This is a genomic window from Phaeodactylibacter luteus (assembly GCF_007993045.1).
Taxonomy (GTDB): domain Bacteria; phylum Bacteroidota; class Bacteroidia; order Chitinophagales; family Saprospiraceae; genus Phaeodactylibacter; species Phaeodactylibacter luteus.
This window is the reverse complement of the sequence record NZ_VOOR01000003.1, coordinates 178,832-194,078: the sequence shown is the minus strand read 5'-3', so window position 1 is coordinate 194,078 and position 15,247 is coordinate 178,832. Positions and strand designations below refer to the sequence as shown.

The 15,247-nt window shown below is 55.7% G+C and carries 10 protein-coding genes; 4 read left to right on the top strand and 6 right to left on the bottom strand.

What is annotated here, in order from left to right; all coding sequences use genetic code 11:
* Positions 1-61 precede the first annotated feature (61 nt).
* Positions 62-2,449 carry a choice-of-anchor B family protein gene (locus tag FRY97_RS02495; RefSeq protein ID WP_147165842.1) on the top strand — a complete coding sequence of 796 codons (2,388 nt, stop codon included), beginning with the start codon at positions 62-64 and terminating at the stop codon, positions 2,447-2,449.
* Between the two features lie 89 nt (positions 2,450-2,538).
* Here the strand turns inward: FRY97_RS02495 and FRY97_RS02490 are convergent, their stop codons facing one another.
* Positions 2,539-3,189, bottom strand: a complete 651-nt coding sequence (locus tag FRY97_RS02490) for a uridine kinase family protein (protein WP_147165841.1) — start codon at positions 3,187-3,189, stop codon at positions 2,539-2,541.
* 155 nt (positions 3,190-3,344) lie between these two features.
* Between FRY97_RS02490 and FRY97_RS02485 the strand changes: the two genes are divergently transcribed.
* Entirely contained in the window at positions 3,345-4,673 is a 1,329-nt protein-coding gene (locus tag FRY97_RS02485) for a NupC/NupG family nucleoside CNT transporter (protein ID WP_147165840.1), read from the top strand.
* Between the two features lie 287 nt (positions 4,674-4,960).
* On the top strand, positions 4,961-5,890 hold the full coding sequence (gene ctlX / locus FRY97_RS02480) for a citrulline utilization hydrolase CtlX (protein WP_147165839.1): 930 nt from the start codon (positions 4,961-4,963) through the stop codon (positions 5,888-5,890).
* Positions 5,891-5,999: 109 nt separating this feature from the next.
* Here ctlX and gcvP read toward each other — a convergent pair whose 3' ends face one another.
* The 4 genes from gcvP to FRY97_RS02460 form a co-directional block, all read right to left on the bottom strand.
* Positions 6,000-8,882: an aminomethyl-transferring glycine dehydrogenase gene (gcvP, locus tag FRY97_RS02475; RefSeq protein WP_147165838.1), complete on the bottom strand. Its 2,883-nt coding sequence runs from the start codon at positions 8,880-8,882 to the stop codon at positions 6,000-6,002.
* A gap of 180 nt (positions 8,883-9,062) precedes the next feature.
* Positions 9,063-10,349, bottom strand: a complete 1,287-nt coding sequence (locus FRY97_RS02470) for an NAD(P)/FAD-dependent oxidoreductase (protein WP_147165837.1) — start codon at positions 10,347-10,349, stop codon at positions 9,063-9,065.
* 76 nt (positions 10,350-10,425) lie between these two features.
* Positions 10,426-11,877, bottom strand: a complete 1,452-nt coding sequence (locus FRY97_RS02465) for an adenylate/guanylate cyclase domain-containing protein (RefSeq protein ID WP_147165836.1) — start codon at positions 11,875-11,877, stop codon at positions 10,426-10,428.
* 392 nt (positions 11,878-12,269) lie between these two features.
* Positions 12,270-12,854, bottom strand: a complete 585-nt coding sequence (locus FRY97_RS02460; protein WP_147165858.1) for an FKBP-type peptidyl-prolyl cis-trans isomerase — start codon at positions 12,852-12,854, stop codon at positions 12,270-12,272.
* A gap of 527 nt (positions 12,855-13,381) precedes the next feature.
* On the opposite strand from FRY97_RS02460, the gene FRY97_RS02455 reads away from it, so the two are divergent.
* Complete coding sequence (locus tag FRY97_RS02455) at positions 13,382-14,131, top strand: 3-keto-disaccharide hydrolase (RefSeq protein ID WP_147165835.1); 750 nt, start codon at positions 13,382-13,384, stop codon at positions 14,129-14,131.
* A 194-nt stretch (positions 14,132-14,325) separates the two neighbouring features.
* Here FRY97_RS02455 and FRY97_RS02450 read toward each other — a convergent pair whose 3' ends face one another.
* Positions 14,326-15,243, bottom strand: a complete 918-nt coding sequence (locus FRY97_RS02450) for a metallophosphoesterase (protein ID WP_147165834.1) — start codon at positions 15,241-15,243, stop codon at positions 14,326-14,328.
* Positions 15,244-15,247: the final 4 nt, after the last annotated feature.

Here is a 15,247-nt window from a genome sequence, read left to right as displayed (position 1 = left end):
TATTAACTGATTAGTGATTTATCATCCACCCTTGCCGGTGGAGCAATAGCAACCATCAAGTATGAAAAAAGTATTACTGCTCGCGCTGGGCATTTTCGCGACAAGCGCCATTTCCGCACAGCTCAACATGGACCTCCTTTCGCAGGTACAGTACAATACCGACCTAAATGACATCTGGGGCTGGGCCGATCCCGAAACCGGCGTAGAATATGCCATCGTGGGCTTGCGCAACGGCGTGTCTATCGTTTCCTTGGCCGATCCCGAAAATGCTGAGGAGGTTGCCCGCATCCCCGGGCAAAACTCTACTTGGCGGGACATGAAGACCTTGGGGCATTTCGCCTACATCACCACAGATCAGGGCGGCACTACGGAAGGGGTGACGGTCATCGACCTCTCTCAGCTGCCCGAAGCTGCGCCTTATTATCATTGGACCCCCGAGCTCGAAGGGCTGGGCCTGCTGCAGACCTGCCACAATATTTACATCGATGAGTTTGGCTTTGCCTACCTGGCCGGCTGCAACATCAACAACGGCGGCATGCTCATCCTGAATGTAGATACAGAAACAGGGGAGCCCGAATTTGTCGCCCCTGCCCCTAATGTCTACTCCCACGATGTTTATACGGTCAACAACCACATGTACGCTTCTGAAATCTATCAGGGCCGCATGGCCATTTATGATGTGGCCGACAAAAACAACATACAGCTCTTGGGCACACAGCCTACGCCTTTCAACTTCACCCACAACATCTGGGTGAACGACGCGGAGACGGTCGCTTTTACCACCGATGAGGTAGGCAATGCACCGGTTGCTGCTTACGATATTACCGATTTTGGGAATATTGAAGAACTGGACCTCTACCGCCCGATCGAGACCCTGGGCGAAAATGTCATCCCGCACAACGTCCACGTTTGGGACGACTACCTGCTGATCTCTTACTATACCGATGGCGGCAGGGTAGTGGATGCTTCCCGTCCCGACAACTTGATCGAGGTGGGCAATTACGATACCTTCCTTGGGGGCAATGGCGGCTTTAGCGGTGCGTGGGGCTTGTACCCCTTCCTGCCTTCACAAACGGTGCTGGTATCGGATATCAACAGCGGGCTGTACGTGCTGCAGCCCAACTTTATGCGCGCCTGCTGGCTGGAAGGCATGGTGACAGACTCGATCACCGGCATGCCTTTGAACGAGGTGGAAGTGGTCATCGATTCCGAGCAGCCTAACCTTGGGCAAACTGATGTGTTCGGCAACTACGCTACGGGCCAAGTCCTGAGCGGCGCTTTTGAAGTTACTTACGCCAAACCTGGCTACCGCTCGAAAACCATAACGGTAGAGCTGAACAATGGCGAGCTGACAGAAGCCGATGTGGAACTTGCGCCCTTGCAGTCTTATGCTATTTCAGGCACGACCATCCGCAGTGCAGACGGCAGCCCCGTCCCCGGAGCGATTGTCGTAGCTCAGAATGAGCTTTTCACTTTTACGGCCACCACCGGCCCGAACGGCACGTTCAATTTCTCCAATGTGACAGAAGGCGAGTACGCGGTTTATGCTGGTGCTTGGGGCTACCTGCATGGCGTTATCGAGGAGGTGCAGCTGAATGGCAATGCCTCCCTGACGATCGAGCTGGAAGATGGGTATCAGGATGACTTTGTGTTCGATCTTGGATGGGCATCTACCGGCAACGCAAGCAGTGGCGATTGGGTGCTTGGCGCACCTGTGGGCACCGAATACCAAGGGGTGGCCTCTCACCCCGGGGCTGATGTGCCCGATGACCTTGGCAACGCTTGTTACTCCACCGGCAACGGGGGCGGAGGCGCTGGCAACGATGATGTCGATGGCGGCAACGTCATTTTGACCTCCCCTGTAATGGATCTCTCCGGTTACGATATGCCTGTGCTCAGCCTCCGCTATTGGTTCTACAACGCCGGTGGGCAGCCGGGCTCTACCCCCAATGATGAGCTGCGCATCGCCATCTCTAATGGGGTGGAAGAAGCAGAGATCCTTACCGTCACCCAATCGATAAGCCTCTGGCGCACACTGCAGGACATCCCCCTGAACGAGGTGATTGCGCTCACAGACAATATGCGGCTCATCATCACGACTGGCGATGATGCCGAAGGGCATATTGTAGAAGCGGGCATCGATCAAGTGCTGATTACCGAAGAAGGGACGCCCAACCGGACTAACGATTTCACCGCAGACACTTGGCTGGCGGTCTTCCCCAACCCCACTGCCTCTGCTTTCCACCTTGACCTGTCCTGGCCTGAGGATGCAAGTCGGGCCGAAGCGCTGGTATTCAATCAGCTCGGGCAGCTGGTGGAGCGCATCGCCTTAGAGCAAGGGGTGGCGCCACAAGCCATAGGAGTAGCTTATGCCCCCGGGCTGTATCAGGTGCAGTTGGTCGTAGATGGGCAGCCCTACCGTGCTGTCCGTGCTGTCAAAGCCAAATAGGTGTAAGCTGGGCAGCTGCACAAATGAAGAAAGCCCTTGGAGCGTGCTCCAAGGGCTTTCTTCATTTGTGCGGATAGCAAAGCATCAGGTCAGGCATCGTCATGGTCAAATTTTTCCCGCCCAACTTGGAGGTAATGCTGAAGGTAGCCGGTAAGCACCTCCAGCCCACGGTCAAACTGCAGGTTGTTGTTGACAATGATATCCGCCTCATCCATATACGGTTTGATGTACCGCTCGAAAGTAGGCAGCACGTGGTGCTCATAGCGGTACAAGACATCTTCAAGCGGATAGTTGCGCTCGATCTGATCCCGTTTGATACGCCGTATGACCTTAAGGTTTTCTTTGGCATGCAAGAAAACTCTGACATCAAAGAGCCGGCGTATGGCAGGGAAGTGGAAAATGAAAATCCCTTCCACCAAAATGATGGGAGCGGGCGAAAAGGTCAGGGTTTTAGGCTGGGCAGCGGCATTATTGAACGTATATTCCTGTCTTGAGACCGTTCTGCCATCAATGAGCCGCTGTACATCAGCCGCAAAGGCCGTATCGTCTATGGACTGTGGCAGGTCGAAGTTGTGGACCCCCTTTTCATCTTGCGATTGCTCCTCCCGGGGGCGGTAGTAATCGTCTTGTGAGATAACGCACAGCTGGCCGGGGGCGAACCGCTCCTTTAAGCGGCGGATAAAGGTCGTTTTCCCGGAGCCACTCCCCCCGGTGATGCCAATGATTAGAGGTTTCGACATAAATGCAATAGTGATTTCAGCAAAAGTATAAAGAATAAGCTGCAATCTTCATCTGGGATTGGGAATACTTGCTGCCCCCTTTTGTACAGCCGGGCAATCATATTTTTGCAGCCTGTTTATTTTTCCTACTTTTGGACGTCTCAAAATAGGGCTGCATGGATTTTACAATTAGTCTGCTCCGGGGTGCGCTGGGCGTTTCCTCGCTGCTCGCCATCTGTTATTTGTTAAGCGCCAACCGCCGGGCCATTGATTGGCGGCTGGTAGGCGTAGGCCTGGGCATGCAAGTGCTGCTCGCGGTCGCTATTTTGAAGGTGCCGCTGGTCAAAAAAGCATTTGACCTTGTCGCAAGCTTTTTTGTGGTCGTGCTCGATTTCACCGAAGCGGGCGCTGATTTTGTGCTCGGCAGTTGGCCCGACTTTGTACAGTTGCCAGGCGCAGCGGAAGGGGAGGTGTTCACCGTAGGCTATATTTTTGCGTTCAAGGTACTGCCCACCATCATTTTCTTCTCTGCGCTCTCCTCTGTTTTGTACTATCTGGGCATCCTACAGGTGATCATCAAAGGGTTTGCCTGGGTTATGACCAAAACGATGCGCCTGACCGGAGCGGAAAGCCTCGCTGCTGCCGCGAATGTCTTTATCGGGCAGACCGAAGCCCCTCTCGTGATCAAGCCTTACCTTGAGCAGATGTCCAAGTCTGAAATCCTTTGCTTGATGACTGGGGGCATGGCGACCATAGCTGGCGGTGTGTTTGCAGCCTACGTTGGTTTTCTGGGCGGCAGCGACCCCGTGGCCAAACAGCTCTTTGCCACCCACCTGCTTACCGCATCCATCATTTCTGCCCCTGCTGCTATTGTGGCCGCCAAGATGCTCTTTCCTGCAACGGAGCAGATAGACCTGGCCCACCAAAAGCTGGACATCCCTCGGCAGGAGGTAGGCAATAACCTCTTGGATGCCATTTCACGCGGCACTACAGATGGGCTCAAGCTGGCCATCAATGTAGGGGCCATGCTATTGGTCTTTACGGCCTTCATCGCTATGCTCAATTACCTGTTCATCAATTGGATTGGCGCCCCGACCGGGCTCAACGAATATGTGGTCAACCAGACCAACGGCCGCTTTGAGGGCTTCAATATCGAGTACGTCCTCGGTATGCTGTTTGCCCCACTGGCCTGGCTGCTAGGCGTGGCGTCCGAAGATGTCCTGCTGGTCGGACAGCTCCTCGGCCTCAAAACTACCCTGAACGAGTTTTTCGCTTATGCAGCCCTGGAGGGCATTAAAGATCAGATCAGCTACAAATCGTTGCTCATCGCTACCTACGCCCTGTGCGGCTTCGCCAATTTCGCATCCATCGGCATTCAGATCGGTGGCATTGGCGCCATCGCCCCCTCCCAGCGGAAAACCCTTACCGAGTTCGGTATCAAAGCGCTGATCGGCGGCACGGTAGCTTGTTTCCTTACCGCTGCTATCGCCGGGGCATTGTTTTAGGCTGTACCAAAGTGCCGATTTTTTTGGGCTTGCCCCTGCACAATGTGAGGGGGCCTGCCCCTGCCTGCTGGCAGGTGCCGCTATGCTCCGGGGCTCGCTGTCCGCTCGGCCCTGTCGGGCGTCCCCCCCCTTCGCAGCGCTAGGCCAATGCCAGCCTAGTGCCGATCATGCCTACAGCTGTGCTAAGCCCAAGCCCGGTCAAACGGTGTGCGCGCCAGCTTTCCGCAAAGGCAAAAAACGCACGGGTTACCAAACAGTTTTTTACCTTCGCCCAAAAGAATTAGCCCGTGGAGACCAAACAAATCACCAACCACCTCTTGATGGTCCGCCCTGCCCATTTCGGTTACAACGAAGAAACAGCGGTCAACAACGCATTCCAATCTCAAGACCCCAATTTGTCAGCTTCAGAAGTGCAGGAAAAAGCCCGCGCGGAGTTCGACGGCTTCGTCGATAAGCTGCGTGCTGCCGGCGTTGTCGTGCACGTAGTAGAAGATACCGAAGCCCCTGTCAAGCCCGATGCTATTTTCCCGAACAACTGGGTGACTTTTCACGAGGACGGCCGGGTAGCGACCTACCCTATGCACGCTGTGACCCGCCGCAACGAGCGTAGAGAGGATATCCTGGCGCAGCTCGCTGATACCTTTGAAGTCGGGGAGCGCCTTCACTTTGAGGGCGCAGAATCCGAAAACCGTTTCCTGGAAGGGACCGGCAGCCTCATCCTAGACCGGCCCAACGGCTTGGCTTATGCCTGCCTAAGCCCTCGTACCGGGCGCGCCCTGCTCAATGAATATTGTGCCCGTATGGGCTACACCGCAGTGCCCTTCACCGCAGTAGATGGCGGAGGGCAACAAATCTACCACACCAATGTCATGATGGCACTGGGCAAAGATTTTGTGGTCATTTGCTTAGCCGCTGTACCGGATGCCGATGAGCAGGCGGCCCTGCTGTCTCATTTTGAGCGCACCGGCAAGGCTGTCATCACCATCACGCTGGAGCAAATGATGTCTTTTGCGGGCAATATGCTGCAGGTAGAAGGCGCAGGCGGGCAGCCCTACCTGGTCATGTCTGAGCAAGCTTACCGCTCTTTGAGCCCAGAGCAAGTAGCCAGGATAGAGGCACATACTGCTATCCTGCACGCGCCCCTTTACACCATAGAGCAGCACGGTGGCGGCAGCGCCCGCTGCATGATGGCCGAGGTGTTCTTGCCGGTACGCTAGCGCCCTGCAGGCCCAAAAGCCAAACGCCCCGGCACCTGCGCATTTGCAGGGCCGGGGCGTTTGCTTAGCCAAGCACCATCAGTTCTGGCTTAGCGCTCCAAACATGCGCCTAAACCGCATCTTCTTCGTATGCTTCCATCGGTGGGCAGGTACATACCAAGTTCCGGTCGCCAAAAGCGTTGTCAACCCGGCCGACGCTCGCCCAGAATTTATGCCCGTGGTGGAGGTAAGGCAGCGGGTATACCGCCTTGCTGCGGGAGTAGGGCAGCTCCCAGTTGTCGGCAGTGGCCAGCTGCAGGGTGTGCGGTGCATTGACCAAGACGTTGTTGTCAGGGGCAGCATCGCCTCTTGCAATTTCATCAATCTCTTCCCGGATAGCCAGCATCGCATCGCAGAAGCGGTCGAGCTCATCCTTGCTCTCGCTTTCGGTAGGCTCTATCATCACCGTATTGGGCACAGGCCAGGAAAGGGTTGGCGCGTGGAACCCATAATCGATCAGGCGCTTGGCGACATCTTCCGCGCTCACCATAGATTTGAATGGGCGCAGGTCGATGATCAGTTCATGCGCACTGTGCCCTTTGGCACCGGTAAACAGCACATCGTACCGGCTTTGCAGCCTGGCTTTTATATAGTTTGCGTTGAGGATGGCCGCTTTAGAGGCATTGGTGAGCCCCCGTTTGCCGAGCATCTTGATATAGGCATAGGAGATGAGCAGTATGCTCGCGCTCCCGTAAGGGGTTGCACTGACAGCGCCTATGCCCTTCTCACCACCCGTTTCCACCAGTACATGCTTGGGGAGGAAAGGCTTAAGGCTTTCATTAACACAGATCGGCCCCATGCCAGGCCCGCCCCCGCCATGCGGTATGGCAAAGGTCTTGTGGAGGTTGAGGTGGCATACGTCGGCATCAATGATGCCTGGGCTGGTAAGGCCTACCTGCGCATTCATATTGGCACCGTCCATATAGACCTTCCCACCGTTGTCATGGATGATCTGGCAGATTTCCCGGATTTCAGTCTCGAACACACCGTGTGTAGAAGGATAGGTGACCATAAGGGCCGACAGGGTGTCCCGGTATTTTTCGGCTTTCGCTTTAAGATCGGCAAGGTCGATATTGCCCTGCTCATCACATTTCACGACCACTACCTTCATGCCCGCCATGACTGCACTAGCCGGGTTGGTACCGTGTGCTGAGTCGGGGATGAGTGCGACATCGCGGTGGGTATCGCCCTTGGCATGGTGGTAAGCCCTGATGGTGAGCAGCCCGGCATATTCCCCCTGAGCACCTGAGTTGGGCTGTAGGGAACAAGCTGCAAAACCGGTGATTTCGCTGAGCCAGGCTTCCAGCTCGTTGAATACTTTTTGATACCCCTTGGCCTGGTCTGTAGGCACAAAAGGGTGGAGGTTGGCGAATTCTGGCCAGCTTACGGGGATGAGCTCCGTAGCTGCATTGAGCTTCATGGTACAACTGCCGAGCGGTATCATGGAGTGTACCAAGGAGAGGTCTTTGTTCTCCAGTTCTTTCAGGTACCGCATCATGTTGGTCTCCGTGTGGTAGAGGTTGAATTTGGGGTGCGTCAGGTATTCCGACTCGCGGGCAAGGGCATCAGGGATGCGCGCTCCTACATCGGGCAGGTCAGTTGTACTTGCCGTGCGGCCCGTGGCCTGCGCAAAAATTTGAGCCAGGCGGTCTACCTCATCCAAGTTGACGGTCTCATCCAGGCTGATCTGTATGTGCCCGTCGGTATAGTAGAAGTTGGTCTCTGCTTCGAGTGCGGCCCCTTGTACCGCCTTCATGGCTGCCGCATCTGCTTTGATCCTCAGCGTATCGAAATATGCGCTGTTCACCTGTTCGAAGCCAAGGGCTGTGAGGCGTGCCTCCAACGCTTTAGCGAGCTCATGCACCCGTGAGGCGATGGCCTTGATGCCCTTTGGCCCATGGTATACGGCGTACATACTGGCCATGACAGCGAGTAGCGCTTGTGCTGTGCAAATGTTAGAGGTCGCTTTTTCGCGCCGGATATGCTGCTCGCGGGTCTGCAGGGCCATACGGAAAGCCTTGTTGCCGTGGCGGTCTACCGAAACGCCAATGATGCGGCCCGGAATTTGGCGCTTGAAGTCTTCTTTGGTAGCGAAAAAAGCGGCGTGCGGGCCGCCGTAACCCATGGGCACCCCAAACCGCTGCGAGTTGCCGACTACGGCATCAGCCCCCCATTCCCCGGGAGGGGTAAGCAGGGCAAGGCTGAGCAGGTCCGTAGCTACGGTCAGGTAAATGTCTTGGGCATTAGTTTTTTCAGCAAACGCCCGGTAGTCATGTACTTCGCCTGACTTCCCAGGGTATTGCAGCAATACGCCAAAAGTGGCCTCAGAAAGCTCAAAGGTTGTCCAGTCACCGACTACGACCTCTATGCCCAGCGGCAGGGCCCGGGTCATGAGCACATCGATGGTCTGCGGCAATACCTCATCAGACACCAGGAACTGATTTTTGGCCTCACCTTTGTTGCGTTTGTTCTTTTGGGCAAAGAACATGCTCATAGCTTCCGCTGCTGCAGTCCCTTCATCTAGCAAGGATGCATTGGCAATAGGCAGGCCAGCCAGGTCGCTCACCATGGTCTGGAAATTGAGGAGGGCCTCCAGGCGCCCCTGTGCAATTTCGGCCTGGTAAGGCGTATATTGTGTATACCAGCCTGGGTTTTGGAAGAGGTTGCGCAGCAGCACAGAAGGCGTGATGGTCCCATTATAGCCCAGCCCAATGTAAGACTTGAAGGTCCGGTTCATCCGGGCAGTCTGTTGGAGTTCCTGCAGGAAGTCGTATTCCGTCATGGCAGGAGGGAGGTCCATTTCCGCTTTTAAACGGATGCTGTCCGGCACCGTTTCATTGATGAGCTGGTCCAGTGAGCTGACCCCGATAGCTTTGAGCATCTCCGGCAGGTCCCGGTTGGATACCCCGTTATGGCGGTTGACAAACTGGTCGGAAGATTCGATATTACGCATGGCAGTCGCTTGTCAAGGTTTGGTTAGGAATTTTCGCCGCAAAGGTACGACAATTATTTATCGTCCCAACAAAGCAATCTGCTTTGTGGTTGCGGGTTTAACGCGAATATGACAAGGAAAAAGAGGCGGCCTTGTACCGCTGCCAGCCCATTTTTGCAGCCCTGCTCCAAAGGGCCAGCTTCAGCTGCCGGGCGGGCGCTTAGGGCGGATGATCAGGCGCAGGGATTGATCGTAGGTCACGTAGTTCCACACCCAGTTCAGAAAAACGAAGAGCTTGTTTTTGACGCCCAAGATTTGGAAAAGGTGCACGAGCAGCCAGATCAGCCAGGCAAAAGCCCCCTGAAAGCGGAAGCGGGGGAGGTCGGCTACTGCCCGGTTGCGGCCTACGGTAGCCATAGCGCCGAGGTCTTTATACCGGAATGCCCGCAAGCGCCCCGCTTGTTGGCTGATTTGTTTGAAATTGTGGGCGAGGTTTTGTGCCTGCTGCATAGCCGCCTGTGCAACCTGTGGGTGCCCATGAGGGTAATCGGGCTCGGTCATGTAGGCAATATCGCCAAGCGCGAAAACATCAGCAGCGCCCTTGACCCGGTTGTACTCATCGACGGCTAACCGGTTGCCGGGGGCTTTTGCTGCTTCCGGCAGGCCGGGCATACTGTTGCCGCGTATGCCTGCTGCCCAGATCACCTTTTGCGCATCAATACGGGCACCATCGCTCATACTGACCTGCCTGCCGTCGAAGCCGGTGACCCTTGCATTGAGCAGGACTTTCACCCCTAAGTCTTCCAAGAACTCCTTGGCTTTTTGGCCAGAAGCCGTTGACATGCCGGGCAAGAGCTGATCTCCGCCCTGTACCAGATAGATATCGATCTCATCGCAGTTCAGCTCCGGGTAGTCTTTAGGCAGGATGTAGCGCTTCATTTCTGCCAAGGCCCCTGCCACTTCCACTCCTGTCGGCCCGCCACCTACAATGACGATGTCGATCAGTTGTTGGCGCGCTGCATAGTCGGTGGTGGAAAGTGCTTTTTCATAATCGCTCAATATTTGGTTGCGCAGGTACAACGCTTCTGAAACCGACTTCATGGGGATGGCTTTGGCCGCGATTTCCGCATTGCCAAAGAAGTTGGTGTCGGCCCCAATCGCCAGCACGAGGTAATCGTAATTACAAATCCCGAGGGAAGTATGGAGCTGCTTGGATGCTGTGTCGACCCGTTCTACTTCGGTGACCCGGATGTAGATGTCGGATTTGCTTGGGAATGCTTTGCGCAAAGGGAAGACAATAGAGCTTGGCTCGAGCCCGGCCATAGCGACTTGGTAAAAGAGGGGCTGGAACTGATGGTAATTGTTCTTATCGAGCAGTACCACCTGATACTGCTGTTTGCGGAGCCGCCGGGCGAGGGTAAGCCCTGCAAATCCGCCGCCCACAATGACAACGCGTGGATGGGGCGATTCTGGAATATTGATCTTCATAGGCTTGCAGCAAATAGGTTTCCGCCAAGGTAAGTGCATTCGGGCCCAAATCCAAGGATTTTTGGGTGCGCAGCTCTTATCCTACGGGCTTTATAGCCTTGGGCTGCCCTGCAGCCGCTTCTACGAAATACATATCTATTTCGCCTACCCCCTTAGCAGCAATCTTTCCCCGGGATAAGAAGGTGAAAGGCCCTTCAGCTTGTTCCATTGTGGTTTGGGAAACATTGACCCGCCCGGGCTCCCCGTTGGATTCCAAGCGCGCAGCGGTGTTTACCGTGTCCCCCCAAATATCGTAGGCAAACTTTCGGGCGCCTACCACGCCTGCGGTCACCGGGCCTGTATGAATGCCAATGCGTGCTTTGTTGAAAGGCAGGCCTGCCGCCTTGTCGAGCCAAGCTTGAATATCCAAGGCCGCTGCAATGGCCCGGGAGGCCTGTTGCGCTGTATCGCCTGTAAGCCCGGCGGCGCACATATAGGCGTCGCCAATGGTTTTGATTTTTTCCAGCCCGTGCTTTTCCGTAATGGCATCAAAGGCCCGGAAGCATTCGTCAAGCGCTTTGACAAGGGCATCGGGCTGCAAGTCTTTGGCAATGCGGCTGAAGTTCTCAAAATCAGTGAACAGTACCGTAACTTCCTCAAAATGCCGGGCCTGGGCCTGGCCGTTGCTTTTCAGCTCTTCGGCAACAGTGGCTGGGAGGATGTTGCGCAGCAGCTCATCGGAGCGCTTGCGCTCTGTGGCCAGCACGCGGTTGCTCCTGCGAGAGTTGAAGTAGAGCACAGTCAGGATAGCCGCAATGAGAATGATGGCTGCAGCAAGGATCAGGCTCCTGTTGCGCTGTGTCTCCTGCAAGAGGAGCTCAGCTTCTTGTACCTGCAGTTGTTGTTCTTGCTGGGAGACGGTCAGCGAATCTTGCAAGCGGGCGAGCGCTATGGAGTCGAGTGCTTTTTGTTGTTGGGCCAGGGCTAGTTTTTGCCGGGCCTGTTCTAGAGAGAGCTGGCTGACTTGCGCTTCAAATTGGGCACGCTGCTGCTGCAGGTTGCGTATGGTATCGCCAATGGCGGAGAAGAGCTCTATTTTTTGAGCTTTCAGGGCATCTAAGGTGGGTTTCTGCTGGGCAACGCCACCGGGTGCGGTAGAGGAAGGGTCGTACCCGTCCAAGAGCAGCCCAACGCGGCGTGCCAGGCGGGAGAGGCTGTCCACAGGGGCTTCCCGGAGCAGGTCGCGGGCATCGAGCAGTGCTTTCTCTACCTGCTTGCGGTCGCGGCGTGAAAGGCGGGCAGGATGTTGGCCTGCCCTTGCTCGTGCTTCGAGCACTTTGGCAGCAGCCAATTGTGCGGCATCGCGCCCGGCCCGGTTTTCTATTTCGCGTGCCAAGCGGAGCGCATCATCAAAACGGCTGGCTTTGATCAGCTGCCAGCCGAGCTCAATCCGTTTATGGTTCAGGCGCTGCTGTGGGCCTTCTTGGCTGAGCAGTGAGGCTGGCAAAAGAAGGGACAACAAAAGCGGCAGAAGGAATAGCGTACGCATAAAAATCAGATTGTGGGCGGGTGCTTGCCCGCCGGTACAAACGTTGACAGCGCCTGCGGTGGCAGGCTTTTTCTATGTGCAGGGGGAGCGCAAAAAACCGCTTCTCTAAGTTGGAGGCCTTGCTGAGTGGCCACATTTGGGGCTGCACTTTGCAGCTTTGCCTTTTCTGGCGTTGCTTCCAGTTTGACAGCAGGCTAAGGGACAATTTTTTGTCCGCTTTGCCTATGCTGCAAATAAAGGTACGCATTGAGGTGCAAGTATGTTGCCCTATATGGAGATAATTTTGGCGGGTGCCGTCATGTACGGTGGTTGCGGCAGCCCCAAGACAAGGACAGCCCGGTTGCAGGCAACCGGGCTGTCAGGTGTTTTGCTCAGCGTTGCCGCCTTGCTGTTTATTTCACTTCGAGGAGCTCTACTTCGAATACCAGGGTAGAGTAGGGGCCAATTTTGGGGCCGGCTCCGCGCGAGCCGTAAGCCAGGTCGGAAGGGATGAAGAGTTTCCATTTGGCGCCTTGTGGCATCAGCTGAAGCGCTTCTGTCCAGCCTTTGATAACCTGGTTGACGCCGAAAGTCGCAGGCTGCCCGCGCTCAACAGAGCTGTCGAATACGGTGCCATCGGTCAGGGTGCCATGGTAGTGTACAGTCACCTTGCTGCTGGCCGTAGGCTTAGGGCCGTCCCCTTCGGCGAGCACCTCATACTGCAGCCCGCTGGGCAGCACCGTGACTTCTTCCCGCTTAGCGTTTTCAGCCAGGAATGCTTCCCCTGCTTTGATCGCCTCTTCGAATTGTGCTTCCTGCTTTTTGGACATATAGGCCTGGATAAAGCCGTTGGCTTCCTCCATGGAGAGTTTGGGCTCGTTGCCGGCCAAAATATCGTGGATGGCAGCGTTGAGAGAGGCCTCATCGAGTTCAGTAAAGCCCTGGCTCTGCAGGTTTTTGGCAAGCATCAGCCCAAGGCTGTAGCTTAATGAATCCATATCTTGTGCGTTAAGGTTGGTAATGTAGCTCATGGCACCGGCTAGCAGGGCCAGGCAGAATACTTTTTTCATGGTCGCTGGGTTTGATCCGGTTACGAAACGCTGCGAAGAAAAGAAAATTATATGGCATTTGATAATGCTGGGCGGCCTTATGGCAAAGCAACTGTATATGGGCAGGAAGCCAAAGGGGGGTGGGCGGGTGCCAAAATACCGCAGGCGTTTATACTTTTCGGGCTTATGGCTGGCATTGGCCTAGCGCTGCGAAGGGGGGGGACGCCCGACAGGGCCGAGCGGACAGCGAGCCCCGGAGCATAGCGGCACCTACCTTCTGGCAGGGGCAGGCCCCTATCCTTGCGGAGGGGGCAAGCCCATCAGGCGAAGCAAGCAGGGCAAGCAAAAATCGGCAATCTGGCCTGCGCTGAGGGGAGGAGAGGAGCAAACCCAAAGAGAAAAAACGCCTTTGGCGGCGGCCTGTCCGGTATTGTTTTTATTTTAACCTTCCAATTTTTACGAAAACCATCAGAACCATGAAAAAATCAGTTTTGTTTTTGGCCTTTTGCCCCTTTTTCTCGCTTCATGCGCAGGAAGGGCCTGCCCCAATGACCCCTCAGATGACCGAAATCTGGGATCCTGAAGTCCCGGTCGTCACCCCGGGGGCTACCGCAGCCGAACCGCCTTCAGATGCGATCGTCTTGTTTGACGGGGCTGATCTGGGGCGGGAATGGACGAGCATGGACGGCAGCGCGCCGAAGTGGAAGGTGGAAAATGGGGAGGTGACCGTGGTCAAAGGCGCTGGTGATATTCAAACTAAGCGTTCCTTCGGCGATGTGCAGCTGCATATCGAATGGCGTTCCCCCGCCGTAGTGGAGAGCGAGGGGCAAGGCCGTGGCAACAGTGGGGTGTTCTTCCAAGAGTTTTACGAGGTACAAGTGCTCGACAGCTACAAAAACCGTACGTACAAGAACGGGCAGGCGGGCTCCCTTTACAAACAGCACCCGCCTATGGTCAACGCCTGCAAAGCGCCAGGCGAGTGGCAGACTTACGACATCATCTACACGGCACCGCGTTTCAAGGATGATGGCTCCTACCTGACGCCACCGGCAGTGACGGTGCTGCACAACGGGGTGGTGGTGCAAAACCATGCTGTACTGCGTGGCCCGACAGTCTACATTGGCATACCCGAATATCAGATCGAAGCCCACGGCAAAGGGCCTATCCGCTTGCAGGACCACAGCAACCCGGTGAGCTACCGCAATATTTGGGTACGGGAGCTATAACTGCTGTGTGGGGGCCGCAGCCATAGGGCCTCCACATTTTCCGCACCGCACATTCGGCTCAAAGAAACTATCGGGAGCTTTGCATCAAACCTGCTCGTACATAAAGATTGTGGGAGTGCTGTTTTACGGCAGATGTAGCGCCCGGATGCGCTCCGGCCACTTTGGGCTGCATAGCCCGCCACTGAGGGTTCAATTCAGACATACACCCACTTCTCCGGTTGCAGGGCTTGCTCCCCATCAAAGCGGTAGGCGGCCAGGTAGCCGCCTTTGGCGATGCTGTAGTCCAGGCAGCAAATATTTCCACGGTACAAGTTGGGCAGCCCTTTTAGCCAATAATGGCCAAAGAAGACGGGGCATTCCATTTCACCGTAGTGCCCGCCGGGCAATTTGCCGCAAACTGCCCCTTCTGGAAAATCAATGCCTCCCTGCATACTGATGTCCTCAAAAGGTTGCCCATCCGTTTCCAGCCACCATTTCACCCTGACTTCATGCCGCAGATGGCCGTCCTTGTCGCGGAAGGACAGCCCATCGGGCAGGCGGGCTTCTTTGCCTTTCAGGGCAGTTTCCAGTGCTTGAGATAGCAGGCTGCTTTCATTCGAAAGGCTTGCCCATTGTTGGGCTTGCAGGCGCCCTTCAGGCAGTTGCGCTTTGAGCACTTTTAGGGCAGCAGGGTCCCAGCTTGCATGCACTGCACGCAGGTTCTCCGTTTCCCACCATAGCGGCAGAGATCGGAACCAGGAGATATAGCCTTCGTACAAGGCCTGCTGCCCCTGGAATTGGAGCAGGGTTTCTGCATGCTGTTTGAAGTTTTTCAGATTGTGGGGCCTCAGGTAGCCGCCCCCGGGCTTTGGAGTATTGAAGAGGACGGCATTGTACTCGTGGTTGCCCATGAGGGCAATGGCCTGCCCAGATTCGGCCATGCTGCGGACAATGCTCAGGGCCTCAGGGATGTCGGGCCCGCGGTCGATGTAGTCCCCAACAAAAAGGGCTTTTCTCCCTTCGGGGTGCGCGTATGTGCCTCCTGTTAGCTCATACCCTAGCTTGCGCAAAAGGGCTTTCAAAGGGCCGGCATAGCCATGGATGTCGCCTATGCAATCAAATGCAGAGTTCATTTCA

Bases quoted from the DNA above. Each gene is read 5' to 3' on its own strand.
- FRY97_RS02450 (WP_147165834.1), bottom strand. From the start codon at position 15,243: ATGAACTCTGCATTTGATTGCATAGGCGACATCCATGGCTATGCCGGC.
- FRY97_RS02455 (WP_147165835.1), top strand. From the start codon at position 13,382: ATGAAAAAATCAGTTTTGTTTTTGGCCTTTTGCCCCTTTTTCTCGCTT.
- FRY97_RS02470 (WP_147165837.1), bottom strand. From the start codon at position 10,349: ATGAAGATCAATATTCCAGAATCGCCCCATCCACGCGTTGTCATTGTG.
- FRY97_RS02465 (WP_147165836.1), bottom strand. From the start codon at position 11,877: ATGCGTACGCTATTCCTTCTGCCGCTTTTGTTGTCCCTTCTTTTGCCA.
- gcvP (WP_147165838.1), bottom strand. From the start codon at position 8,882: ATGCGTAATATCGAATCTTCCGACCAGTTTGTCAACCGCCATAACGGG.
- FRY97_RS02485 (WP_147165840.1), top strand. From the start codon at position 3,345: ATGGATTTTACAATTAGTCTGCTCCGGGGTGCGCTGGGCGTTTCCTCG.
- FRY97_RS02460 (WP_147165858.1), bottom strand. From the start codon at position 12,854: ATGGATTCATTAAGCTACAGCCTTGGGCTGATGCTTGCCAAAAACCTG.
- FRY97_RS02490 (WP_147165841.1), bottom strand. From the start codon at position 3,189: ATGTCGAAACCTCTAATCATTGGCATCACCGGGGGGAGTGGCTCCGGG.
- FRY97_RS02495 (WP_147165842.1), top strand. From the start codon at position 62: ATGAAAAAAGTATTACTGCTCGCGCTGGGCATTTTCGCGACAAGCGCC.